A 23890-nucleotide genomic window follows, 5' to 3' on the forward strand; every position below is an offset into this window, starting at 1 on the left:
ACCCGCGCGGGTCGATCCCACTACTTGGGCGTAATGCCCATCAGTGTGGACAGCTGGGTCGCGACCGGGTTCAGGTTGAGCTTGTCCGGGTCGTACTTGGGCTTGTCGTCCCACGGCTGCGGGACGCTCGGGTCGGCCAGCTCGGCGCGCGCGCCGCCGCGCACGTCGGTCTCGCTGCCCTGCGGGACGGTGCATCCGGCCTGCGTATTGAACGGGAAGTCGTCGCGGGTGTCGTCGAAGTTGGGGTTCTGGGCCTTCATCTGGTCCAGAATCCGTTGCGTGCCTTCGTATCCCACGGTGCAGGCGGGCGGGTTGTTGGTCTCGAGCACCAGGCCGAAGTGGGTGGTGCCGTCACCGGGAGCGGTGGAGGAGCCACCGAGCGGCAGCAGCGGCAGCATCTGCAGCACCGGGCCGAGCGCGTAGAACTTCGGCGAGATGGCCAGCAGCAGCACGCGCAGGTTGGTGAGGTCCTTGGTGAGTGCCGGGCCGCTCTCCTGCAGCAGGCGCTGGATCGCGGATCCGGCGTCGGTGCCGGTGCCGATGAGGCGGCGAATGTCCGGGTCGTTGGACTTGAGCTGCGCGGTGAGCTTGTCCAGGCCATCGCTGAACTGCAGGATGGCCGGGGACTGTTCGGCCTGGGTGCCCAGCACGGTGCGGGCGGAGCGCAGCAGCGCGAGGGTCTGCTGCAGATTGTCGCCGCTGGCGGCCGCGCTGAACTTGTTGAGCGAGTCGACCAGGATCTTGAGGTCGTCGCCCCGGCCGTCGAAGGCCTTGCCCAGTTCGGTGACGGCCGTGGACAGCGCCTTCAGGTCGGTGGTGTTGGCGAAGCGGTCGACGCTGGAGAGCAGGTCTTCCACCGGAATCGGGGTGGTCGCGCCGTCGATGACCGAGCCTTCGTGCAGGTACGGCGAGCCGTCCTTGGACGGCACCAGATCCACGTACTGCTCACCGATGGCGGACCGGTCGGCCACCACCGCCTTGGCGTTGGCCGGAACCTTGGGCGCCCCGGAGGTCATCTCCAGGGTGATGAGCACGCCGTCGGGGGTGACGTCGAGATCGCCGACCCGGCCCACGGGCACGCCGCGGTAGGTGACCTCCGCGCCCTTGGACAGATTGCCGGTCTCCTTGGCCTGCACCTTCACCTTGTACAGCCCGAAGCCCAGCATATTGTCCAGCCGAACGTATTTCGCGCCGACGAAGACGACGCCGATCACGGCGATGATCGCGAAGGCGATCAGCTGATTGCGCACCAGACGTGTCATCGCGGACCACCCACTCCCAGCTGCTCGAGGATCGATCCGAGCGGATCGGTGGGACCGGTCGCCCCGGTGGGCCGTGCCACGGTCGGCGGCAGCGGCAGCAGCGAGACGGTCGGCCAGCCGCCGCGCGGCCCGTTGCCGTTGTAGTACGGGTTGGTCGGATCCACGTACACCGGCCGCCCCTGGGGCGGGATGTACTGCGGATCCGGCCGTCCCACACCGAGATTCGTCAGCAACTTGCCGATCTGCAGGTCCACCGAGAGCCAGGTGTTGACCTGGCCGCCGAAGGCCGACTTGATGGCCTCGTCCGGGAACGGGTAGGTCGGGATGAGCGGGAACGCGGTCACCAGATCATTGGCCGAGGCGCCCAGCGCCTGCAGCGTGGGCCGCAGCGAGGACAGGTCGGTGATCAGGTTGTCCTTGGAGTGGTTGAGCACGTCGAATCCGGCCTGCCCCACGCGATCCAGCTGCTGCAGCATCTGAATCAGCTGCGGCCGTTGCTCATCGAGGATCTTGATGCCCGCGGGCAGCTCGTCGAGGATCTTGGAGATCTGGGTGGTCTGCTGCCCCACCCGGGTGCTCAGCGTGTCGAGGCTGTCCAGCGCGCGGGTGATGTTGTCGACCTGATCGTCGAGGCCTTTGATCAGGGTGTTGGCCTGGACCAGCAGATCCCGGACCTTGCCCTCGCGACCGCCCAGGGTCTTGTTGAGCTCCACCACGATCGGCTGCAGCTGCGCCACACCGCCGCCATTGAGCAACAGCGACAGCGCGCCGAGCACCTGCTCCACCTCGGTGGCGGTGCGGGTGTTCTCGACCGGGATCTTGTCCCCGCTCTTCAGCGGCGCGGTGTCGGCATCCTTTGCGGGAGCGGACAGTTCGATGTACTTCTCACCCAGCAGGTTGGTCTGCTTGACCTCGGCGTGGGCATTGGCGGGCAGCTTCACGTCATCGTTGACCAGCACCTGCACGCTGGCTTCCCAGGCGTTGTCGGGTGCGATGCGGATCTTGTCGACCCGGCCCACGGCCACGCCGTCCACCTTGACCGACGACTGCGGGACCAGGTCCAGCACATCGGCGAAGCGAATGTCGATATGCATGGGGTTCTTGCCCACGTTCGGGCCGCCGGGCAGCGGGATGCTGTCCGCGCCGCAGCCCGCGGCCACCAGGGTGACCACACCCATCGAGGTGGCGAGCAGGGCGGCGCGCTTGGCGCGGCCTGTGCGAATGCGCGCGGCGCTCATCGCTGTCCACCTTCCTGCTGCGACGGCGGCAGCTGGTCGGACGGAGTGCCGGGCACCGAGCCGGGCACCGCGTTGCGCTGCTCGTTCTCACCGCTGAGGATGCCGAAGGGCAGCACCAGCGTCGGCGTCTTCACGCCCGCGGTGATCTGGTCGGTGATCGCCTTGCAGCTGTTGAGGATCGGGCCGAGCTGACGCGAGATGGCGTCGAACTTGGGATCGCCGGGGCGCAGCTTGCCCAGGTCCAGCATCTTGCAGATGACACCGAACGGGTCCTGCAGATCGGTGAAGTTGGGGCGCATGTCGAGCGTGCCGGTTTCACCGTTGTGGACATTGATGAGGTTGCTCAGCGCGGTCGGGATGAGCGGCAGCGCCTTGGCCAGATCGTCGCGCTGATCGGCGAGGGTCTGGGTGAGCTTGGTCAGGGCGTCGGCGTTGGACTGCACCAGATCCCGGTTGTTGTCGATGAACCGGGCCACATCGCCGAGCGCGACCGAGAGCAGGCTCAGCGCGTCGCCGAGGGTCTGGCGCTCGTCGGACAGGAATCCCGCCAGCGAGGCCAGTTGGGTGTTGAAGGTCCGCACCTGGGCGTCGTTGTCGGCCAGGGTCTGCACGAAGGTCTGCAGGTTCTTGACCGTGTCGAAGATGTCGGTGCGCGAATCGGAGAGCGCGTGCGCGGCCTTGGACAGCTGGGTGAAGCTGTTGCCCAGCGCCTCGCCATTGCCGGAGAGGTTGTCGGCGGACGTCCGCACCAGCTGATTCAGCGCGCCGTCCTTGTTGGCACCGTTGGGGCCCAAGGCATCCGAGAGTTCGGTGATCGACTTGTAGAGTCGGTCCACCTCGACCGGGGTGGCGGTGCGGTCCTTCGGGATGGTGGCGTCGCGGCCCATCTTGGGTCCGCCCTTGTAGGCGGGCGCGAGCTGGATGTAGCGGTCCGACACCACCGACGGGGTGATCTGGGCGGCCTTGGCGTCGGCGGGGATGTCGTATTTGCGGTCGACCTTCATGACGACCTTGACCACGTCACCCTGCGGCGTCACCGAATCCACATGCCCCACCGGCACACCCAGGATGCGGACGTCCGAACCCTCGTAGATGCCGATGGACTTGTCGAAGTAGGCGGTGATGGTGGTGGTGTTGAGCTTGTCGAAGCCCCACCATGCGACGCCCGCGAGCACGACCGCCAGGGCTGCCACCGCGGCGATGACCTTGCTCTTGGTGCTGGTCCCGCGCAGGGCGGTGAGCGGATTCTTCGCCACGGCTTAACCTCCCAACTTTCGGATCGGGTCGCGATAGCCCGGAACGTCGGGCAACGCGGGCGGAATCAGGTTCGTGATGACCGCGTCGAACCAGCGGCCGGTGCCCAGCACGTTCGAGTACAGCCCGTAGAAGGGCGCGGCCAGAGTAAGAGTCTTGGAGATGTCGGCCTGATGGTCGTTGAGCAGGTCGATGGTCTTGTTCAGGTTGGTCAGCGCCGGGCCGATCTGCTCCTCGTTGTCCTTGACCAGCGCACTCAGTTCGGCCGCAACGGTTTTCGCGCCGGTGAGCAGCTGGTGGATGGCCTGCTGGCGCACGTTCAGCTCGGCCAGCAGCTGACCGCCATTGGCGAGCAGCCGCTCGAATTCCTGATTGCGGTCGGCCAGCACCTTGGAGGTGGTCTTGGTGGCGGCGAACAGCTTCTTGAGCTGATCGTCACGCTTGGCCAGGGTCTCCGAGAGCCGGGCGACGCCGTCGATGGAGCCGCGCAGTTCCGGCGGCGTGGCCGAGAAGGCGTCCGAGAGCACCTGGAAGCTCTGGGCCAGCTGCGCGGTATTGGTCTCCTCGATGTTCTTGGCGGCGTCGCTGAAGGCGTCCACCACGTCGTAGGGAGACACGGTGCGCGACAGCGGGATCACGTCCGACGGGTCGAGGATCTTGGTGCCCTTGGGGTCCAGCGCCAGATACTTCTGCCCGAGCAGGGTCTTGATCTGGATGGAGGCGGTGGTCTCGTTGCCGACCCAGGCGTCCTGGGTGCGGAAGTCCACCAGCACCTTGTCGCCGTCGAGCCGGACATCGGAGACCGAACCGACCTTGACGCCCGCGATGCGAACCTCGTTGCCCTTCTTCAGACCGGCGGCCTCGGAGAACTCGGCGGTGTACTTGGTACCGGCGCCCAGCAGCGGCAGCTTGTCCAGATTGAACGCGGACAAGGTGATCAGCAGCACCATGAGCAGGCCGAGCCCGCCCATGAATGCCGGACTGCGCTTACCCAATACGATGCGATCGTCCATCAGCGGCCTCCCTTCCCATGGCAGCGCGGCGCCGGATTCGTATAGATCGGCTGGTTCACGGTCGGCATGTTCTGCAGTGCGGGTGGGAAGTTCAGCTGCGGCGCGTCGCTCAGTCCGGGCCCGGCGACGATGTCGATGCCGCACAGGTAGAACTGGAACCAGGAGCCGTAGGACGCCGCGCGCCCGAGCTTCTCCATCTTGATGGGCAGATTGGTCAGGCCCTCGTCGACCTCGCCCTTGCGATCGTTGAGCGTGCCGGTCAGCTGGTTCAGACCGGCGATCGCGCCCTGCAGGTTCGGCCGCACCGGCACCAGCAGGTCCGCGGTGGCCGAGGCCAGATTGCCCAGCGAGGTGACGGCCGAGCCGATGGTGCCGCGCTCGGCATTGAGGCCGGTGACCAGCGCCTCGGTATTCACGATCAGCTGGTCGAGCTGGTTGCCGCGCGAATTGATGCTGTCCAGAACGGCATTCAGGTTCGTGATCAGCGAGCCGATCACCGCGTCCTTGTCGGCCACTTTGTTGGTGAGCGAGGCGGTATTGGCGACCAGATCCGCGATGGTGCCGGACTCGCCCTGGAAGACCTGAATGATCTCGTAGGACAGCTTGTTCACGTCTTCGGGCGTGAGGGTCTGGAACAGCGGGCGGAAGCCGTTGAAAAGTTCGGTCAGATTCACCGCGGGCTTGGTGCGCTCCAGCGGAATCGTCGCACCCTTGTTCATCTTGCGACCCTGCTGACCGGTGCCCTGTTCCAGCGCGATGTAGCGCTGGCCCACCAGGTTCCGGTACTTGATGGTCGCGGTGGTGGAGGCGGGCAGCCAATCCCGGTCGGTCAGTTCGAATTCCACATTGGCCAGGCGCTTGTCCACGATGGACACGTTGGTCACCTTGCCCACGCGGACACCCGCGATGCGCACCTCGTCGCCCTTGTTCAGCGAGGTCACGTCGCTGAAGCGGGCATTGAACTTGGTGCCGCCGCCACCGTAGTTGGCGATGGTCATCGCCAGCACGCCCGTCAGGAAGACCGTGACGAGAATGAAGGCGATCAGTTTGGTCAGCGTCGGCCCGAGGCCGCGCAACAGATCCTTCACTTGACGCTCACCTCACTGCCGCGGAACGCCGGGGCCGCGATCTTGGTGATCCAGCTGGGCACCTGATCGGGCGAAACACCGTGCGCGGCACCGTAGATCGTGCCCAGCGCCTGGGACTCCTGCGGCGAGTACGCGGTGGTCGGCGTGTACGGGCCGTACACCTTGTACTGCGGCTCGGGCATCTTGCCGATGTTCTGGTCACCCGGATTGCGGCTGGGCGGCTGGTAGGAGCCGTCATTGGCGGACCCGTCGGTGTACTGGCCCGGGTCGGTGCCCGGCGGGTACATCGGGATGCACATGGGCCCGCGCGAATCGAACCAGCGCGGCTCGTCCTGGTTGGGGACGTAGCGGCCGCGCGGGTTCACGATCGACACGCTCACCCGGGAGCCCGGCATGTCGGTGCCCTTGCCGAAGATCTGGTCGATGCGCGGCTTGAGCTCCGCGAAACCGGCCAGCGCGCAGCTGTAGCTGGGCGAGTACTTGGCCAGCGCCTCGAGCGCGGGCCGCGAGTCGGCGGCCACGTCGATGATGTTGTCGCGGTTGGCCAGCAGGAAGTCCGCGGTGGTGGCGGCGCTCGGGGTGAGCGTGGCCATCAGGGTGTCGATCTGCGAACGCTTCTGCACGATGGTGGCATTGGTGGTGCGCAGGTTGTCCAGCGCGTCGACCAGTTGCGGCGCGGCATCGGAATAGGTCGTCGCCACGTCCGCGAGGCTCTTCAGATCCTGCTGCAGCGTGGGCATTTCGCCATTGACCTGCGTGATGATGTCGTCGAGCCGGTCCACCGTCCTACCCAGCTCCTCGCCCTGCCCCTGCAGCGCGTTGGACAGCGCGCCCAGGGTGGAGGACAGGTACTGCGGCGGAATCGCCTGCAGCAACGGCAGGATGTGGTCCAGCAGCTGGCTCACCTCGACGGCATTGCCGGTGGTGTCCTGGTGCAGGGTGACGCCCTCGGTGAGGTGACCCTGCGGGGACTGCGGCCACACCAGATCGATGTAGCGCTCGCCGAACAGGGTCTTGGGCAGCAGTCGCGCGGTCACATTGGCCGGGATCTCGCTCGCCTTGGACGGATCGATGGCCAGGTCCAGGGTGACGTTCTTGCCGTCGTACTTGCTCGACCGCAGCTCGCCCACGGTGACGCCGCGGACCTTCACATCCGCGTTGCGGGTCAGGGCGTTTCCGACGGTGTCGGTGATCAGGTTGACCCGCACCGAGTCGGTGAAGGTCTTGTTGTAGATGGCGATGGTCGTATAGAGGAACAGCGCCACCACCGCGAAGAACAGCACACCGAGGGTGCGCTTGCGCAGCTTCTCGGTGGAGCGCCACAGCTCCACATTGCGCGGATTGCTCATCCGGCCACCCGCACCGTCGTGGTCGTGCCCCAAATGGCCAGGGAGAGGAAGAAGTCCAGCACATTGATCAGCACGATGGCGGCGCGGACGGCGCGACCCACGGCCACGCCGACACCCGCGGGGCCGCCGCTGGCGTTGTAGCCGTAGTAGCAGTGCACCAGGATGATGACGAACGCGAAGACGAGCACCTTCACGAACGAATAGAGCACATCTTCCGGCGGCAGGAACAGGCTGAAGTAGTGGTCGTAGGACCCGCTCGACTGCCCGTTGAAATAGATGCTGATCAACCGCGAGGCGACGTAGGTGCCCAGCAGGCCGACCACGTAGAGCGGGATGACCGCGAGGAATCCGGCGATGGCGCGCGTGGTCACCAGGAACGGCACCGACGGCACCGCCATCACCTCGAGCGCGTCGATCTCCTCGGAGATGCGCATGGCGCCCAACTGCGCGGTGAAGCCGCAGCCGACCGTCGCCGAAAGTGCCAGTGCCGCAACCAGGGGCGCGAGCTCACGGGTGTTGATGTACCCGGTCAGGAAGCCGGTGAGAACTCCCGAGCCGAGGGCGTCGAGAGCCTTGAAGCCCTGCAGGCCGACGACCACACCCACCGACGCCGACATGAACACGATCACGCCGATGGTGCCGCCGATGACGGCCAGCGCGCCCGAACCGAAAGTCACCTCGGCCAGCAGCCGCATGACCTCCTTGCGGAAGTGCAGGATCGTGCGCGGGATGGCGGCAATGGCCCGCGAGTAGAACGACATCTGGTCCCCGGCCCGATCGACCAGATGCACCGGGGCCTCGAGCACGGGCTTGACCCGGCGCGCCGACCGGGAGAAGACGGTGGTGCGCTGCGAAACAACCATGGATCACGCGCCCTTTGCGGGGACGACCTGAAGATAGATCAGGGTGAGGACCAGATTCAGGAAGAACAAGACCAGGAAGGTGATCACCACGGATTGATTCACCGCGTCACCCACTCCTTTCGGTCCCCCCTTCGGATGCAGGCCCTTGTAGGCGGCGATCACGCCCGCCACGACACCGAAGATCAGCGCCTTGATCTCGCCGATCACCAGGTCCGGGATCTGCGCGAGGGCCGAGAAGGACGCGAGATACGCGCCCGGGGTGCCGCCCTGCAGTCCCACATTGAAGAAATAGCCGCCGCAGATGCCGACCACCGAGACGAGGCCGTTGAGCAGGAAGGCGACCAGCATCATGCCCAGCACGCGCGGAACCACCAGGCGCTGAATGGGATCGATGCCGAGGACCTCCATGGCGTCGATCTCCTCGCGGATGGTCCGCGAGCCGAGATCGGCGGCCACGGCCGAACCGGCCGCACCGGCGATGATCAGTGCGGTCACCACCGGAGCGGCTTGCTGCACGGTCGCCAGCACGGAGGTCGCACCGGTGAAGTTCTCCGCGCCCAGCTGCTTGATCAGCGAGCCGGTCTGCAGGGCCACCACCGCGCCGAACGGGATTGCCACCAGGGCGGCGGGGAGGATCGAAACACTCGCGATGAACCACGACTGCTCGATGAATTCCCGCCACTGGAAGGGCCGACGGAACGTCTTGCGCAGCACGTCCAAGAACAGTGCGAAGATGTTGCCAGCCTGGGCAAGTCCCGACTCGACCGGGGTGCGCAGGCGCGTCAGGGTCGGGTTCACGCCGCGTATGTTACCCGTTAGTCAGGTTCTGTCGAACCGTGGTGTCGTACCCGCCTTGATAGGCGGGGATCACCTGTGTGTCGGGATCATCGCCGTTCTGCTCCATGGACTCCCGAATGGCTTCCTGAGCGGCCGGGGGCAGGGTGTGCATGATCTGACGGACCCGTTCGCGACGACGCGAGACCGCGCCACGGATCGGCATGCCCGGTGTGGCCCGCATCTGCGGGATGATGCCCTCGATCTCCTCCGCGCCACCGCTGTGGTGACCGGCGTCGAACATGGCCTGCTCGCGGGCCATCTGGGCTTCGTCCTTCTCCTCGGACATACCGATCGGGCCCTGCATGCGGCCGTTGAGGAACTGCTTGACCACCGGCTCGTCCGAGGTGAGCAGCACCTCGCGGGGACCGAACATGACCAGGTTGCGGCGGAACAGCATGCCGATGTTGTCCGGCACGGTACGGGCCAGGTTGATGTTGTGCGTGACGATCAGGATCGTCGCGTCGATCTGCGCGTTGATATCGATCAACAGCTGCGAAAGATAGGTGGTGCGAACGGGATCCAAACCCGAGTCCGGCTCGTCGACGAGGATGATCTGCGGGTCCAGCACCAGCGCGCGGGCCAGACCGGCACGCTTGCGCATACCGCCGGAGATCTCACCGGGCAGCTTGTTCTCCGCGCCCAGCAGACCGGTCAGCTCGAGCTTCTCCATGACGATCTTCTTGATCTCGGATTCGCTCTTCTTGGTGTGCTCGCGCAACGGGAAGGCCGTGTTGTCGAACAGGTTCATGGATCCGAACAGCGCGCCGTCCTGGAACAGCACGCCGAACAGCTTGCGGATCTCGTAGAGCTCCTTGTTGGAGCACGTGGTGATGTCGGTGCCGTCGATGTAGATGGAGCCCTTTTCCGGACGCAGCAGACCGATCAACGACTTCAGGAAGACGGACTTACCGGTACCGGACGGGCCGAGCAGAGCGCTGACTTCCCCCGGCGGCAGCGTCAGAGTGACGTCCTGCCAAATACGCTGCGAACCGAACGACTTCGTGATGCCTTCGGTCCTGACCTCGACGCCCACGCCAACCTCCACTTTCTCCGACGAGCGCCCTACATGTGACCGCGCGCCACAAAATTCGCGCGGTGTGGCGCGTCACAGTAGGTTCGGCCACTGTATCGCATATATACCGTCTCGGACACCGGGACCTGACTGGTCGGTAGAAAGTTTCTTCGCCTATTCGCAATCACGCCCCAATTACGGGAGCAGAATACGCGAAAAGAGCGGTCCCCCAATGGGAACCGCTCTTTTCGAAAGCAAGGCTGCGAGGCAAAGCCCCGCGACTCTCCGGGTTCCAGGGGCGGAGCCCCTGAATGCCCGCGGGGTTCCAGGGGCGGAGCCCCTGTATGCCCCTGGGGTTTCAGGGGCGAAGCCCCTGAGAGTCCCGAGAGTTGGGAAAACCCTTACTTGATGGTGATCTTGGCGCCGGCCTCTTCGAGCTTCGCCTTGGCGGCCTCGGCGGCCTCCTTGGCGACCTTCTCCAGGATCGGCTTCGGGGCACCCTCGACCAGGTCCTTGGCTTCCTTCAGGCCCAGGCCGGAGACGATCTCACGGACCACCTTGATGACCTGGATCTTCTTGTCGCCCGCGCCCTCGAGGATGACGTCGAACTCGTCCTGCTCCTCGGCAGCCTCGGCCGGGGCAGCGCCACCGGCGACCGCGGCGACGGCGACCGGAGCAGCGGCGGTGACCTCGAACTTGTCCTCGAACGCCTTCACGAACTCGGACAGCTCCAGCAGGGTCATGCCGGCGAAGGTCTCGAGCAGCTCATCAACGTTGGCCATTGATATTTCCTTTCATAGGTTCGTCGCTGTTCGAACAGCGGCGAATAGGTTTGGGGTAGTGACTTATTCGGCGTCGGCAGCAGCGTCGGCGGCCGGAGCGGCGGCGCCACCCTCGGCCTGCTTCTTCTCCTGCAGCGCGGCCAGCAGGCGCGCGACCTGGTTGCCGGGGGCGGCGAACAGACCGGCGGCCTTGGACAGGTTGCCCTTCATGGCACCGGCCAGCTTGGCCAGCAGCACCTCGCGCGACTCGAGATCGGCGATGCGCTCGACCTCGGACACGGACAGCGCCTGGCCGTCCATGTAGCCGCCCTTGATGATCAGCGCCTTGTTGTCCTTGGCGAACGCCTTCAGCGCCTTCGCGGCGTCGACCGGCTCACCCGTAATGAAGGTGATAGCGGTCGGACCGACGAACAAGTCATCCAGGCCTTCCACGCCCGCCTCGGCGGCAGCGCGCTTGACCAGGGTGTTCTTGGCGACGGAGTAGGTAGCGTTCGCGCCGAGCGCACGACGCAGTTCGGTGATCTTGCCAACGGACAGGCCACGGTATTCCGTGACGACGGTCGCGGTGGACGACTTGAACTGCTCAGTGATCTCCGCGACCGCGGTGACCTTCTCAGCCTTTGCCATACTTCGCCTCCTCTCTGGATGGTCGGTTCTCGTGTGAACTACCGAGTTCCGCCACAGGGGTCGGCGACAAAGCTAACGCCCCGGTCGCAGAGCGAACCCGGGGCGCACAAGAAACGATCGCGATGACTCGCGGTTTCCCTACCTCGGCTCTCCCTGCGTGGGCCGTCGGCAATATCGCCGAACCTTCGACTGCCTGACGGCAGCAACCAACGGTCTTCGGTAGAACGATTGGGGTTGATCACCGACAGTGCTTCGAAAAGCTGGCCGATGACCGTCGTCCAATATAGCGGACACGCATCTAACCAGCAAAATCGAGGTGGAATCCGGCCCCGACCCCGCCGCGGCGATCGAGGTCTTCGAGGATCGCGGTCATCGCCGAGCTGCCGCCCCACACCCACTGATTGCCGATCAGGGTCTCCCCCGCCACCACCGGGGCACCGGAGTCGCCCGGAAACTCGGGCACCGTGGTGACCAGATACGGACCCATCGAGGTGAGCGTGGTGCCGCAGGTCCGGCCACTGGTGGTGCCCTGCTTGCACACCGGGGTGCCCTCCGGCGGCGGTGCCGCGATCCCCCGAATCGTCGTATCACCCACCGTAGCAACGGGATTCACCTTCGACCGATCGAAGACGATCACCGCGTAATCCAGCCCCACCCCGTGCGGCCCCGGCCCGATCGGATTCCCGCCGCTGACATACTCCACCGTCCCAATCCGCCCAACCGACGGATCATGCCCCGCCCCCGGCTCAACCGCCGACTGCAGATAAACCGCATCCCCCGGCTCATAGGCACAGTGCGCATTGGTCAGCCCCACCAGATTCCCCGCCCCATCCACCCCGATCGCGGTCACCGTACAGAAGTGCAACAGCGACAACGACCCAACCGGCACCCCCCACGCCAACGCCACCCCGGTACCGCCCCCAACCGGCACGCGGCCCGCTTCCCCCGCGTGCGCAACTGCCGCGACACCGGTGAGCACCACCAGCACCGCACCGAAAAGCATTGCCGCCGAGCGAAACCGGTTCATCACGCCTCCGGATGGGATGGACGATCAGAGCAGACGCGCACATCACGCTTCACCCCATCCAAATGCCCGAAAACGCACGACCCCGGTACCAAACCCCGATCGCCCGGTCGCCCGGCGTGTCTCCCCTTCGACCCCCACCGCAAAAGCGAAGGGCCGGTACGAGATTCGCACCGGCCCAACCATGCCCTCGCGGAGCGTTCGCCCCTCCCCTCCAACACCAAGGGCCAGCGCGATTTCTCGCGCTGGCCCTTGTATGTTTTTGCGTCGCTACGCTACGCGGAGGAGACTCAGTCTTCCTCGGCGAAGTTGCGGGTGCGGTTCGGATCCACCGGGATGCCCGGTCCGGTGTTGGTCGAGAACGTCACCTTCTTGACGTAGCGGCCCTTCGCGGTGGAGGGCTTGACACGCAGGATCTCGTCGAGCGCGGCGCCGTAGTTCTCGGCCAGCTTCTTCTCGTCGAAGGAAGCCTTGCCGATCACGAAGTGCAGGTTGGCCTGCTTGTCGACGCGGAAGTTGATCTTGCCGCCCTTGATGTCCTGAACGGCCTTGGTCACATCGGGGGTGACGGTGCCGGTCTTGGGGTTCGGCATCAGGCCACGCGGGCCCAGCACGCGAGCGATGCGACCGACCTTGGCCATCTGGTCCGGGGTGGCGATCGCGGCGTCGAACTCCAGCCAGCCGCCCTGGATGCGCTCGATCAGGTCCTCGGCGCCCACGGCGTCGGCACCGGCGGCCTCGGCCTCGGCGGCCTTGTCGCCGACGGCGAACACGATGACGCGGGCGGTCTTACCGGTGCCGTGCGGCAGGTTGACGGTGCCGCGGACCATCTGGTCGGCCTTGCGCGGGTCCACACCGAGACGGACGGCGACCTCGACGGTGGCGTCGGTCTTGGTGGTGGCGGTCTCCTTCGCCAGGCGCACGGCGCTCAGCGGGGAGTACAGCTGGGTGCGGTCGACCTTGGCGGCCGCCTCGAGATAAGCCTTGCTTCGTTTTGCCATGATTGTCTGTCCTTGTCTAAGTCAGAAGTGGTGCGGGACAGGCGGTCCCTTCCACGAGAGCTCGCGTCGCTTTGCAGCGACACAGCGGGCTCTTACTCCGCGATGGTGATACCCATCGAGCGGGCGGTACCAGCGATGATCTTCGCCGCGGCGTCGATGTCGTTGGCGTTCAGGTCTTCCTGCTTGGTCTTGGCGATCTCACGGACCTGGTCCATGGTGATCTGCGCGACCTTGTTGCGGTGCGGCTCGGCCGAACCCTTCTGGATTCCCGCGGCCTTCAGCAGCAGACGCGCGGCGGGCGGCGTCTTCAGCTTGAAGTCGAACGAGCGGTCTTCGTAGACCGTGATCTCGACCGGGATGACGTTGCCACGCTGCGACTCGGTCGCCGCGTTGTACGCCTTGCAGAACTCCATGATGTTGACGCCGTGCTGACCCAGCGCCGGACCGACCGGCGGAGCCGGGTTGGCCTGGCCGGCCTGGATCTGGAGCTTGATGAGCCCAGCGACCTTCTTCTTCTTCGGGGGCATCTTTCTTCCTTGGTTAGGTTCCTTACGGATTACCCGTAAGCCTTTTCCGGGACATGCTCCCCGGGGCATGCCTGAACTCAGGCATATATCCGGGGGGCAACCCGGCAAGTCTACGCGGACGCGAAAAAGGCGGTGACACCGGGTGAAACCCGAGCCACCGCCTCCCCGCGACTAAATCTTGGCGACCTGCGTGAAGGCCAGTTCGACCGGAGTCTCGCGGCCGAAGATCGAGACCAGCACCTTGAGCTTCTGCTGCTCGGCATTGACCTCGGAAATGCTGGCCGGGAGGGTGGCGAAGGGGCCGTCCATGACGGTGACCGACTCGCCGACCTCGAAGTCGACCTCGATGATCGGCTTGGCCAGCGGGGCCTCGCCACCGGTGCTCGCGGCCGCGGCGGCGGTCGCGGCGGCCGGGGCGGCCTTCTTCTGCTGCGCGGCCGGGACCAGGAACTTCACGACCTCGGGAATGGTCAGCGGGGACGGGCGCGAGGTGGCGCCGACGAAACCGGTGACACCCGGGGTGTTGCGGACCGCGCCCCAGGACTCGTCGTTCAGCTCCATGCGGACCAGGATGTAGCCCGGCAGCACCTTGCGATTGACGTTCTTCTTCTGGCCGTTCTTGATCTCGGTGACCTCTTCGGTCGGGACCTCGACCTGGAAGATGTAGTCCTCGAGACCGAGGTTCTGCACGCGGGTCTCGAGATTGGTCTTCACCTTGTTCTCGTACCCGGCGTAGGAGTGCACGACGTACCAGTCGCCGGGCGCGCGGCGCAGCGCGGCGGTCATTTCGGCGACGGGGTCGGCGGGCTCGTCGGAGATCTGCGCGACGGGCTGCGCGGGCTCGGCCGCTTCGGCATCGGCCGCGAACTCGTCGGCGTCGGCGAAGCCCTCAGCGTCTTCCGCGGCGGTCTCTTCGATCACCACGTCATCCACCGGGAATTCCTCGGTTGTGCCGTTCTCCGGGGTGCTCACTGGGGCACTCGCTTCCTTAGTCGTCACGTAATCCTCTGCGCGCCGGGGCATTACGCCCGACGGATGGTCCCCCGCCTCTGCACGGGGGCCGGTCACCGGCCGCGACGGTCAGAGGCGGTCATCGTGCCGCCTAGCCGAAGAGCCAGCTGACACCCTTGATGAACGCCACATCCAACCCGCTGATGAACGCGATCACGAAGATCACGAACACCAGGACAACGCTCGTATAGGTGACCATCTGCTTGCGGTTGGGCCAGATGACCTTGCGAAGCTCCGCGATCACTTCCCGCAGGAACTTCACCAGGCGCTTGAACGGATTGCCCGTACCGCCTCGCCCGGCCTTCTTGTCTTTGCCGGACTGCTTGTCGGTTGCCTTGGCCTTCGTCGACGGTCGTTCGATCGTCGCGACGGCGCTGGACGACGCGGCGCGTGAACGCCGGGCGGACCGCTTGCCGCTCGGCCGAGCCACCGCGGCGGTGTCATCGCCATCTTCGTGGCGAGTGTCCCGCTCGTCGCTCACGTCGATCCTCTCTACGTCGGCATCCAGGGCAGGGGCGACAGGACTTGAACCTGCAACCTGCGGTTTTGGAGACCGCTGCTCTGCCAGTTGAGCTACGCCCCTTCGGCTGGACGGGGTTTGGTCCAGCCACTGTTCTTATTCAGTTGTACACGGGTTTTCACACAACATACGCGCCGCTCCTCGGAGCAGCGCGCATCGGCTGGTGACCCCAGATTCCCGAGTGTACGTTACCCCGCGCGGCGATCGCCAATCGGGGTGTCGCAACGTACCTCGGATAATGCGGACGTACCTCGGGTAATGGGTCAGGACAGCTGGACGGTTGCGGTGGCGCGACCGAAGATCTTGCGCCCCTCCGACTTGGCCACGATGGCGATGACGGCGGTGCGGGTTTCGGGGTCCACGGACTTCACCTTGCCGGTGTATTCGATCTCCGCGGGGCGGTCCGCGGGGACGTACACGGGGCTGGTGAAGCGGACGTTGTACTCCTTGACCGCGCCCGGGTCGCCGAGCCAGGAGGTGACGAAGCCGCCGCCCAGGCCCATGGTCAGCATGCCATGCGCCACAACGTTTTCCAGGCCGACCAGCTTCACGACATCGTCGCTCCAGTGGATCGGGTTGGCGTCGCCGGAGACGCCCGCGTAGTTGACCAGGTCGCCGCGGGTGAGTTGCACGATGCGCGCGGGCAATTCGTCACCGGCCGCGATGTCCTCGAAGCGGCGGGCGTGCGCGCTGGCCACCACGCGTCCGGTCTTGACGACCGCCACGGCCTGCTCGGGGGTGTCGATGGCGACGGTCTTGTCGGCGTCGGCGGCGTACGGGCCGACCCCGTGCATGAGCACATTGCGCACGGCGTCACCGATATTGGGATCGATGTCACCGCCGCTGCGGCCGATGAGGGTGGTGTAGGTGGTGAGCACCAGCTCGTCGTTCTGGGCCACCACGTCATTGCGGGTGACGATGATGTCGCCGCCGAAGGCCTGGCGGAACGAGTGCAGGTAGACGATGCAGGACAGCTGGTCCCCGGCCTTGATGGGCCGGTGGAACTCCAGGATCTGGTCGGTCTGCATGATCTGGCTCAGGTCGTAGCCGGTGACGATCTGCTCGAAGAGCTTGCGCTGGGCCAGGATTCCGACCAGGGAGATGAAGGTCAGCGGGGCCACCAGGCCGTCGTGGCCGTACTCACGCGCGACGTCCTCGTCCCAGTGGACGGGGTGGTAGTCCTGCACGGCGCGGGCGTATTCACGCACCTTCTCGCGGCCGACCTCGTAGTAGTCGTCGACGCGGTAGTGATGACCGACCATGGCGGCGGCGTGCGCGGCGGGGTCGAAAACCTCACTCGAATCGAGCATGTCGGCCTCGGTAGTGATCTCGGTGTTGATCGTCACGGCAGGAAGTCCCTATCTGATCCTTCATCAGGATCGGGGCGAGAGCGCTGAACCACCGCTATATACACCAAGTGCCGGACCGGGGCCAATGTCCCTTTTCAAGAGACGAATTGACTTGCCGATCCGGCACTGCTTCCACGCGGTAGAACGCGCGGGGTTAAGTTAGCGAGACTCGCGGTGCGCCCGGTGGGTACCGCAGTTCGGGCAGAACTTCTTCAGCTCGAGGCGGTCCGGGTCGTTACGCCGGTTCTTCTTGGTGATGTAGTTGCGGTGCTTGCACTGCTCGCAGGCCAAGGTGATCTTTGGCCGGATATCAGTGGACTTCGCGGCCACGATTTGCCTTCTTTCCGGTCAGCCTGATTGGAATATCAGTATGTAGCGATGGCCGGACTTGAACCGGCGACACAACGATTATGAGTCGTTTGCTCTACCGACTGAGCTACACCGCCATCTGTTGTCGGTACTTGACGGCGGGGACCTGCAAGGAGAAGCCGATTCGGTCACCACCGGCAATCCGGCGAGCCCCCTAACGGAATCGAACCGTTGACCTTTTCCTTACCATGGAAACGCTCTGCCGACTGAGCTAAGGGGGCGTGTCTGTCTTGCTCCGGTCTCGGCCGGGGCGCTGACGACTTGAACGAGATTACACAACCCACCGCCACACTTCCAAACCGGGTGGTCAGAGCGGGTTTTGAGGCGAATCGGAGGGTACCCGGGCGAACCGGCGGTCGACACGGCGTCGACAGACTTCGATCCCACCCCCAAACGCAAAGAACCCCGTGGACTCTGGGTCCACGGGGCTCTCTGGTGGCGGATGAAGGATTTGAACCTCCGAAGCATTACGCGGCTGATTTACAGTCAGCTCCCTTTGGCCGCTCGGGCAATCCGCCGGGGTACGCCTTGCAGCGCTCCAGCAGAATACAACGAACACACGCCCGGAATGCAAACCGGCTGGATACAGGCATGCCGGAGGGGCTAGCGTCGGCAGGGAACATCCCGAATATCCGATCCCCGGACAGGAGAAGAGTGTGGCGGATTCGTCGTTCGATGTCGTCAGCAAGATCGATCGCCAGGAGGTGGACAACGCGCTCAACCAGGCCGCCAAGGAGCTGAGCCAGCGCTACGACTTCCGCGGCACCGGCGCGAGCATCGAATGGTCCGGCGAGGACAAGATCATCCTCAGCGCGGAGTCCGAGGACCGCGTGAAGGCGGCCCTGGATGTGTTCAAGGAGAAGCTGATTCGCCGCGATATCTCGCTCAAGGCGTTCGACGCCGGTGATCCGCAGGCCTCCGGAAAGGTGTACAAGATCACAGGCACCCTGGTGCAGGGCATCTCCTCGGAGAACGCGAAGAAGATCGCCAAGAAGATTCGCGACGAGGGCCCCAAGAGCGTGAAGGCGCAGATCCAGGGCGAGGAATTGCGGGTCAGCTCCAAGAGCCGTGACGACCTGCAGGCGGTCATCTCCCTGCTCAAGGGCAGCGACTTCGACATCGCCCTGCAGTTCGTCAACTACCGCTAGTAATTGCGGTTGCCACCGGCCATTTCCTCGAGGCGGGCGATGCGGTCCGCCATCGGGGGGTGGGTGGAGAACCAGCGCGCCATTGCCTCGCCGTTGCGGAAGGGGTTGGCGATCATCAGGTGCGATTGCGCCGTCAGTTGCGGTTCGGGGGGCAAGGGGGCGGCCTGGGTGCCGCGTTCCAGCTTGCGCAGGGCCGAGGCCAGGGCCAAGGGGTCGCCGGTGAGTTCGGCGCCGTCCTGGTCGGCCTGGTACTCACGGGAGCGGGAGACGGCCAGTTTGATCAGCGAGGCCGCGATCGGGCCGAGCAGCGAAACCAGCAGGATGCCAATGACATTCGGGCCTTCGCCGTCGCGATTGCCGCCGAAGATGCCCGCGAACATGGCCATCTGGGCCAGACCGGAGATCACCGCCGCCATCGCGCCCGCGACCGAGGAGATCAGGATGTCGCGGTTGTAGACGTGCGAGAGCTCGTGGCCGAGGACGGCCCGCAGTTCGCGCTCGTCGAGGATCTGCAGGATGCCGGTGGTGCAGCAGACCGCCGCATTGCGCGGATTGCGGCCGGTGGCAAAGGCATTGGGGGCGTTGGTGGGGCTGATGTAGAGCCGCGGCATGGGTTGGCGCGCGGTGGTGGCCAGCTCGCGCACGATGCGGTACATGGCGGGCGCTTCCAGCTCGGTCACCGGCTGGGCGTGCATGGCCCGCAGTGCCAGCTTGTCGCTGTTGAAGTACGCGTAGGCGTTCATGCCCACGGCCAGCAGAATCGAGAAGATCAGGATCGTGGGATTGCGGAACAGCGCGCCCGCGAACACGATCAGCGCCGACATGCCTACCAGCAGTCCGAACGTCTTCAGTCCATTCGCATACCCGTGCCCATGCATATGGTCTCCTTCTGACGCCCCCTCATCGCTGAGTTACACCAGGTCAACGATAGAGCCGTGGGTTGAAGTTCCCCGTCAGCCGACGCGTTCGATGGTGTAGCGGACCAGCTGTTCGAGGGCCTCGTTGGCCGGGCCGCCGGGCAGGGCGGAGAGTTCGGCGTGGGCGATGTCGGCGTAGCCGTGCAGTTTCTCCTTGGCCAGCACCAGTCCGCGGGAGCGGCCCAGCAGGTACAGGGCCTCCTCCACCTCGGCGTCGGTCTGCAGCGGTTGGGCCAGCAGTTTGCGCAGGCGGTCGCCCTCGGCGCCCTCGTCGCGCAGGGCGTAGAGGACGGGCAGGGTGTGGACGCCCTCGCGCAGGTCGGTGCCGGGGGTCTTCCCGGACTGCTCGGACACCGAGGAGATGTCGATGATGTCGTCGGCGATCTGGAAGGCGGTGCCCACGGCGTCGCCGAGGCGGGCCAGGCGCTCCACGTGGTCGATGTCGGCGCCGGAGAAGGTGCCGCCGAAGCGCCCCGCGGCCGCGATCAGCGAGCCGGTCTTCTCCCACACGACCCGCAGGTAGTGCTCGACCGGGTCCTGTGATTGCCGGGCGCCGATGGTCTCTCGCATCTGGCCGGTGACCAGTTCGGCGAAGGTCTCGGCGATGATGCGGACCGCGTCGGGGCCGAGGGTGGAGACCAGGCGGGAGGCGTGGGCGAACAGGTAGTCGCCCGCGAGGATGGCGACGCTATTGCCCCAGCGCGAGTTCACGCTGGGCGCGCCGCGGCGCATGGAGGCCTCGTCCATGACGTCGTCGTGGTAGAGGGTGGCCAGGTGCACGAGTTCCACGACCGTGCCCGCGGTGACCAGGTCCGGGCTGGTCGGGTCCGGGCCGAGTTGGCCGGTGAGGATGGTGAACAGCGGGCGGAATCGCTTGCCGCCCGCCTTGGCCAGGTGCAGCGCGGCTTCCTGCAGAAACTCTTCGCCGTCGGACAGCTCGGTGATCAGCAGGTCCTCGACCTCGATCAGCCCCTTGCGCACAGTGGCGGCGAGCTCGGGATCACCAAGATCCACCCCCGCGACCACGGTGCTCTCATCGCTCACAGCTGATGCGCTCATTTCATCTCCCAGTGCCGCGTCCGACCCCACGCCAAAGAACCTAGCGTGTGGACCGATCACCCCCTATGGACACCACCGTAGTGCGACGCACGAAACAACCGCTATGTGAATTGCGACGGCCGCGGCGGACCACAGGGCGAATATGCGCGTCCGGTCATGTGCTGCAAGTATTGACCGCATGGGTTCACCGGAAGTCGCGCCCGAGCAGGGGAAATCATCGGATGTTCTGCCTGCGCACGCCGATGTGCTGGTAGTCGGCGCGGGCCCCGCCGGGTCCGCGGCGGCCGCGTGGGCGGCGCGGGCGGGTCGCGATGTGCTGCTGACCGATTCCGCGGTGTTCCCGCGCGACAAGACCTGCGGTGACGGTCTGACGCCGCGCGCCACCGCCGAACTCGAGCATCTCGGACTCGGCGACTGGGTGCGCGCGCACACCGTCAATCGTGGTCTGCGCATGGCCGGGTTCGGGCGCGAGGCGCTGCTGCCCTGGCCGGACGGGTCCTTCCCCACCTACGGAAGTGCCGTTCCGCGAACCGAACTCGACGACAAGCTGCGCGAGACCGCGGTCAAGTCGGGGGCGCGCATGGTGGACGGGGCCAAGGTGGTGGAGGTGGCCCGCGAGGGCGACCGGGTCACCGGGGTGACGATCAAGACCGACGGCGGGCTGCGGGCGGTGTCGTGCAAGACGCTGATCGTGGCGGACGGGGTGCGCTCGCCGGTGGGAAAGATGCTGGGCCGCACCTGGCATCGGCAGTACGCGTACGGGACCGCGGCGCGCGCCTACATCAAGTCCGACCGCAGTGACGACGAGTGGATCACCTCGCATCTCGAATTGCGGGACGCGAGTGGCGAATTGATTCCCGGCTACGGCTGGGTCTTCCCGCTGGGCAATGGCGAGGTGAACATCGGCGTCGGCTCGCTGGCGACCGAGAAGCGGCCCTCGCACATCGCGTTGAAACCGCTGCTGCAGCACTATGTTTCGCTGCGTCGCGCGGAGTGGGGTTTCGAGGGCGAGGCGCGCGCGGTGGCGTCGGCGCTGCTGCCCATGGGCGGGGCGGTGTCGAATCTGGCCGGGCGCAACTGGGCGCTGGTCGGCGACGCGGCGGGCTGCGTGAATCCGCTGAACGGCGAGGGCATCGACTACGGCCTGGAGGGCGGGCACATGCTCGCCGGGATCCTGGATCAGCCCGATCTGACCCGCATCTGGCCGGACCTGCTGCGCGAGCGCTACGGCCGCACCTATTCGGTGGCGCGTCGCCTGGCGGGGCTGGCCACGCATCCGCGCACGGTGCCGCTGGGCGGGCCGCCCATGATGCGGTCGAAGCTGTTGCAGCGCACGGCCGTCCGGGTGATGGGCAATCTGGTGACCGACGAGGATCTGGATCTGACCGCCAAGCTGTGGCGGGGCGCGGGCCGCGCCTCGATGCGTTTCGACAAGATTCAGCCCTTCGCATGACGACTCGGCCGGTTCCCGAGGAGCTGCTCCCGCATTTGCGGCGAGCGCGGGATCTGGCCGACCGGAATTACGCCGAGCCGCTGGATCTGGAGAGTCTGGCGGCGGCCGCGGGAGTGTCGAAGTTCCACTTCCTGCGCTGTTTCGCCGCCACCTACGGCAAGACACCCGCGCTGTATCTGGCCGAACGCCGGATCGAGCGGGCGCAGGATCTCTTGCGCGCCACGAATGTGACGGTGACCGAGGCCTGCATGCTGGTCGGCTATTCGAGCCTCGGGTCGTTCAGTCGGAAGTTCACCGAGTTGGTAGGGATGTCACCCTCGGAGTATCAGGCGAAATTCGCCGCCGAGGGCGCACCCCACATCCCCGGTTGCTACGTCTTCATGCACGGTCTCTCGGATCGGAAACCGCTGACGTAGCGGCTATTTCGACGGCAGTACGTGCACGCCGGTCTTGTCGGTCGACAGTGCCAGCGAGCTGATGTACTGGATCTCGCCCTCCGGCCCCGGTACCGCCGAGGCGATCATGTCCGGGCGCTCGAATTCCATGCCGGTGACCACGCAGGTGAGGGTCTCGCCCGACGGGTTGCCGTGCTCGTCGAACATGGGCAGGTCGATGCCGTCGTGGTCGCGGCGCAGGTAGTACCTACCCTTGGTCGCGATGGCGGTGAGCGGCGTGGCGAGGAACGAAACCACCACGGCCACAATGGGTGAGTACGGTTTCAGGGTCTCGCCGAAGACTCCGAAGAAGGTCATGATCGACAGCACCGCCGACAGTCCGAAGCCGACCAGGCCGACCGGATTGAAGTCGTAGAGCATGCCGCGCCGGAACTCCGGCCGCTTCGGCGAGATCTTCAGCAGGTACTTGTTGATCGCGATATCCGTTGCGACGGTGACGATCCAGGCGATGCCGCAGTTGGCGTAGAAGCCGAGGATATTGTTGAGGAAGTCGAACATATTGGCTTCCATCAGGATCAGCGCGATGGCCAGGTTCAGGCCGAGGAACACGATGCGGCCCGGGTAGGTCTTGGTGATGCGGGTGAAGGAGTTGGTCCACGCCAGCGAGCCCGAGTACGCGTTGGTCACATTGATCTTGATCTGGCTGATGACGACCAGCGCCACGGCCAGGGTCATGGCCAGCCAGGACGGCATCATGTCGCGGTAGATCTCGAGGAACTGGTGCACCGGCTGATTGGCGATGTCCTGCGCGCCGGGCAGATTCGCGATCAGGTAGACCGCCAGGAACAGGCCGACCACCTGCTTGAGCGCGCCGAAGATGACCCAGCCGGGTCCGGCCAGCAGCATCCAGCCCCACCACCTGCGAGCGTTCTCCGGGGTCCGGGGCGGCATGAAGCGCAGATAGTCGATCTGTTCGGCGATCTGGGCGATGAGCGAGAGGCAGACGCCCGCGGCGAGCAGCGCGCCCGACAGGCTGACGCCCTTGCCGTCCTGGCCGCCGTAGGACAGGAAGGTGTTCACCGAATCCGGGTGGCGCACCAGCAGGAAGCCGAAGGGCAGGACCATCAGGATCAGCCACAGCGGGGTGGTCCACACCTGGAGTTTGGCCAGGGTGTTCATGCCGTAGATGACCAGCGGGAAGATCATCACGGTCGACACCAGGTAGCCGAGCGGAAGCGGCACGTGCAGGCCGAGTTTCAACCCCTGCGCCATGATCGAGCCCTCGAGCGCGAAGAAGATGAAGGTGAACGAGGCGAACACGATGTTCGTCACCACCGACCCGTAGTACCCGAAGCCGCTGCCGCGGGTGATCAGGTCCAGATCGATGTTGTAGCGCGCCGCGTAGTAGGCCAGCGGGAAGCCGGTGATCATGATGACGATCGCGAAGATGCCGATGCCCAGCAGCGCGTTGCCGGTGCCATTGGCGATGCCGATATTCGCGCCGATGGAGAAGTCGGCCAGGTAGGCGATGCCGCCCAGCGCCGAGACGCCGACCACCGCCGGACTCCATTTGCGGTAGCCGCGGGGCGCGAATCGCAGCGTGTAATCCTCCAGCGTCTCCTTGGACGCGGCGACCGCATTGGCCGCGGGTGTTTCGACTTGAACCACCGGCACTCCTCGTTCGGGCTCGTCACGAGCTTGTTCCGGTTTCGAGGGTGGTCAGCGAATGTTGATCTTGGCTTTCCGAGCCGTTGCGTGGCTGTTACGGCAGGCTCACGGAGGTTCCGAGTGT

Annotated in this window: 24 protein-coding genes and 4 tRNA genes; 3 read left to right on the top strand and 25 right to left on the bottom strand. The window is 65.7% G+C overall.

The window, feature by feature from the left end; translation table 11 throughout:
* Window positions 1-20: 20 nt before the first annotated feature.
* The 22 genes from VMT40_RS33300 to VMT40_RS33405 form a co-directional block, all read right to left on the bottom strand.
* A complete protein-coding gene (locus VMT40_RS33300) occupies window positions 21-1262 on the bottom strand; it encodes an MlaD family protein (protein ID WP_326363357.1) in 1242 nt (413 codons plus the stop codon).
* A complete protein-coding gene (locus VMT40_RS33305) occupies window positions 1259-2500 on the bottom strand; it encodes an MCE family protein (protein WP_442790094.1) in 1242 nt (413 codons plus the stop codon). The genes VMT40_RS33300 and VMT40_RS33305 overlap by 4 nt, the downstream gene beginning before the upstream one ends.
* A complete protein-coding gene (locus VMT40_RS33310; RefSeq protein ID WP_326363358.1) occupies window positions 2497-3756 on the bottom strand; it encodes an MCE family protein in 1260 nt (419 codons plus the stop codon). Before VMT40_RS33310 ends, VMT40_RS33305 begins: the two co-directional genes overlap by 4 nt.
* A 3-nt stretch (window positions 3757-3759) precedes the next feature.
* Window positions 3760-4767, bottom strand: coding sequence for an MCE family protein (locus VMT40_RS33315; RefSeq protein WP_326363359.1), 1008 nt, complete (start codon window positions 4765-4767; stop codon window positions 3760-3762).
* Window positions 4767-5843 carry an MlaD family protein gene (locus VMT40_RS33320; protein ID WP_326363614.1) on the bottom strand — a complete coding sequence of 359 codons (1077 nt, stop codon included), beginning with the start codon at window positions 5841-5843 and terminating at the stop codon, window positions 4767-4769. Before VMT40_RS33320 ends, VMT40_RS33315 begins: the two co-directional genes overlap by 1 nt.
* Before the next feature lie 8 nt (window positions 5844-5851).
* Window positions 5852-7204 carry an MCE family protein gene (locus VMT40_RS33325; RefSeq protein ID WP_326363360.1) on the bottom strand — a complete coding sequence of 451 codons (1353 nt, stop codon included), beginning with the start codon at window positions 7202-7204 and terminating at the stop codon, window positions 5852-5854.
* On the bottom strand, window positions 7201-8067 hold the full coding sequence (locus VMT40_RS33330) for an MlaE family ABC transporter permease (RefSeq protein ID WP_326363362.1): 867 nt from the start codon (window positions 8065-8067) through the stop codon (window positions 7201-7203). The genes VMT40_RS33325 and VMT40_RS33330 overlap by 4 nt, the downstream gene beginning before the upstream one ends.
* Window positions 8068-8070: 3 nt before the next feature.
* Window positions 8071-8865, bottom strand: a complete 795-nt coding sequence (locus VMT40_RS33335) for an MlaE family ABC transporter permease (protein WP_033088700.1) — start codon at window positions 8863-8865, stop codon at window positions 8071-8073.
* A 10-nt stretch (window positions 8866-8875) separates the two neighbouring features.
* A complete protein-coding gene (locus VMT40_RS33340) occupies window positions 8876-9937 on the bottom strand; it encodes an ABC transporter ATP-binding protein (RefSeq protein ID WP_326363364.1) in 1062 nt (353 codons plus the stop codon).
* Between the two features lie 380 nt (window positions 9938-10317).
* Window positions 10318-10698, bottom strand: a complete 381-nt coding sequence (gene rplL / locus VMT40_RS33345; protein WP_442790095.1) for a 50S ribosomal protein L7/L12 — start codon at window positions 10696-10698, stop codon at window positions 10318-10320.
* Window positions 10699-10761: 63 nt separating this feature from the next.
* Window positions 10762-11325: a 50S ribosomal protein L10 gene (gene rplJ / locus VMT40_RS33350; protein ID WP_326363366.1), complete on the bottom strand. Its 564-nt coding sequence runs from the start codon at window positions 11323-11325 to the stop codon at window positions 10762-10764.
* Window positions 11326-11623: 298 nt separating this feature from the next.
* Complete coding sequence (locus VMT40_RS33355) at window positions 11624-12352, bottom strand: hypothetical protein (RefSeq protein ID WP_326363368.1); 729 nt, start codon at window positions 12350-12352, stop codon at window positions 11624-11626.
* Between the two features lie 287 nt (window positions 12353-12639).
* Window positions 12640-13350, bottom strand: coding sequence for a 50S ribosomal protein L1 (gene rplA / locus VMT40_RS33360; protein ID WP_326363370.1), 711 nt, complete (start codon window positions 13348-13350; stop codon window positions 12640-12642).
* A 92-nt stretch (window positions 13351-13442) separates the two neighbouring features.
* Complete coding sequence (gene rplK / locus VMT40_RS33365) at window positions 13443-13877, bottom strand: 50S ribosomal protein L11 (protein ID WP_326305986.1); 435 nt, start codon at window positions 13875-13877, stop codon at window positions 13443-13445.
* A 171-nt stretch (window positions 13878-14048) separates the two neighbouring features.
* Window positions 14049-14849 (bottom strand): transcription termination/antitermination protein NusG, encoded by an 801-nt coding sequence (gene nusG, locus VMT40_RS33370; RefSeq protein ID WP_326363371.1) that lies wholly within the window; start codon window positions 14847-14849, stop codon window positions 14049-14051.
* A 130-nt stretch (window positions 14850-14979) separates the two neighbouring features.
* Entirely contained in the window at window positions 14980-15369 is a 390-nt protein-coding gene (secE, locus tag VMT40_RS33375) for a preprotein translocase subunit SecE (RefSeq protein ID WP_326363373.1), read from the bottom strand.
* Window positions 15370-15398: 29 nt separating this feature from the next.
* Window positions 15399-15471 (bottom strand) — tRNA-Trp (locus VMT40_RS33380).
* 200 nt (window positions 15472-15671) lie between these two features.
* Entirely contained in the window at window positions 15672-16718 is a 1047-nt protein-coding gene (locus tag VMT40_RS33385; RefSeq protein ID WP_326363616.1) for a fused (3R)-hydroxyacyl-ACP dehydratase subunits HadA/HadB, read from the bottom strand.
* Window positions 16719-16916: 198 nt separating this feature from the next.
* The gene (rpmG, locus tag VMT40_RS33390; RefSeq protein WP_029925945.1) at window positions 16917-17087 is read right to left on the bottom strand and encodes a 50S ribosomal protein L33; all 171 of its coding nucleotides are present in this window, start codon (window positions 17085-17087) and stop codon (window positions 16917-16919) included.
* A gap of 43 nt (window positions 17088-17130) precedes the next feature.
* Window positions 17131-17203: transfer RNA gene (locus tag VMT40_RS33395), tRNA-Met, on the bottom strand.
* Between the two features lie 71 nt (window positions 17204-17274).
* Window positions 17275-17347: transfer RNA gene (locus VMT40_RS33400), tRNA-Thr, on the bottom strand.
* Between the two features lie 212 nt (window positions 17348-17559).
* Window positions 17560-17644, bottom strand: a tRNA-Tyr gene (locus VMT40_RS33405).
* Between the two features lie 138 nt (window positions 17645-17782).
* On the opposite strand from VMT40_RS33405, the gene VMT40_RS33410 reads away from it, so the two are divergent.
* Window positions 17783-18274 (top strand): YajQ family cyclic di-GMP-binding protein, encoded by a 492-nt coding sequence (locus VMT40_RS33410; RefSeq protein ID WP_326363375.1) that lies wholly within the window; start codon window positions 17783-17785, stop codon window positions 18272-18274.
* Here VMT40_RS33410 and htpX read toward each other — a convergent pair.
* A complete protein-coding gene (htpX, locus tag VMT40_RS33415) occupies window positions 18271-19152 on the bottom strand; it encodes a zinc metalloprotease HtpX (protein ID WP_326363377.1) in 882 nt (293 codons plus the stop codon). The genes VMT40_RS33410 and htpX overlap by 4 nt on opposite strands.
* 75 nt (window positions 19153-19227) lie before the next feature.
* A complete protein-coding gene (locus tag VMT40_RS33420; protein WP_326363378.1) occupies window positions 19228-20250 on the bottom strand; it encodes a polyprenyl synthetase family protein in 1023 nt (340 codons plus the stop codon).
* 178 nt (window positions 20251-20428) lie between these two features.
* On the opposite strand from VMT40_RS33420, the gene VMT40_RS33425 reads away from it, so the two are divergent.
* Together VMT40_RS33425 and VMT40_RS33430 are read left to right on the top strand one after the other, a co-directional pair.
* Complete coding sequence (locus VMT40_RS33425; protein ID WP_326363379.1) at window positions 20429-21703, top strand: geranylgeranyl reductase family protein; 1275 nt, start codon at window positions 20429-20431, stop codon at window positions 21701-21703.
* Window positions 21700-22119, top strand: a complete 420-nt coding sequence (locus VMT40_RS33430; protein WP_326363380.1) for a helix-turn-helix transcriptional regulator — start codon at window positions 21700-21702, stop codon at window positions 22117-22119. The genes VMT40_RS33425 and VMT40_RS33430 overlap by 4 nt, the downstream gene beginning before the upstream one ends.
* 3 nt (window positions 22120-22122) lie before the next feature.
* Here the strand turns inward: VMT40_RS33430 and VMT40_RS33435 are convergent, their stop codons facing one another.
* The gene (locus VMT40_RS33435) at window positions 22123-23772 is read right to left on the bottom strand and encodes a purine-cytosine permease family protein (RefSeq protein ID WP_442790096.1); all 1650 of its coding nucleotides are present in this window, start codon (window positions 23770-23772) and stop codon (window positions 22123-22125) included.
* Window positions 23773-23890: the final 118 nt, after the last annotated feature.

The sequence above is a fragment of the Nocardia sp. CDC160 genome (genome assembly GCF_035818795.1).
Taxonomy (GTDB): Bacteria; Actinomycetota; Actinomycetes; order Mycobacteriales; family Mycobacteriaceae; genus Nocardia.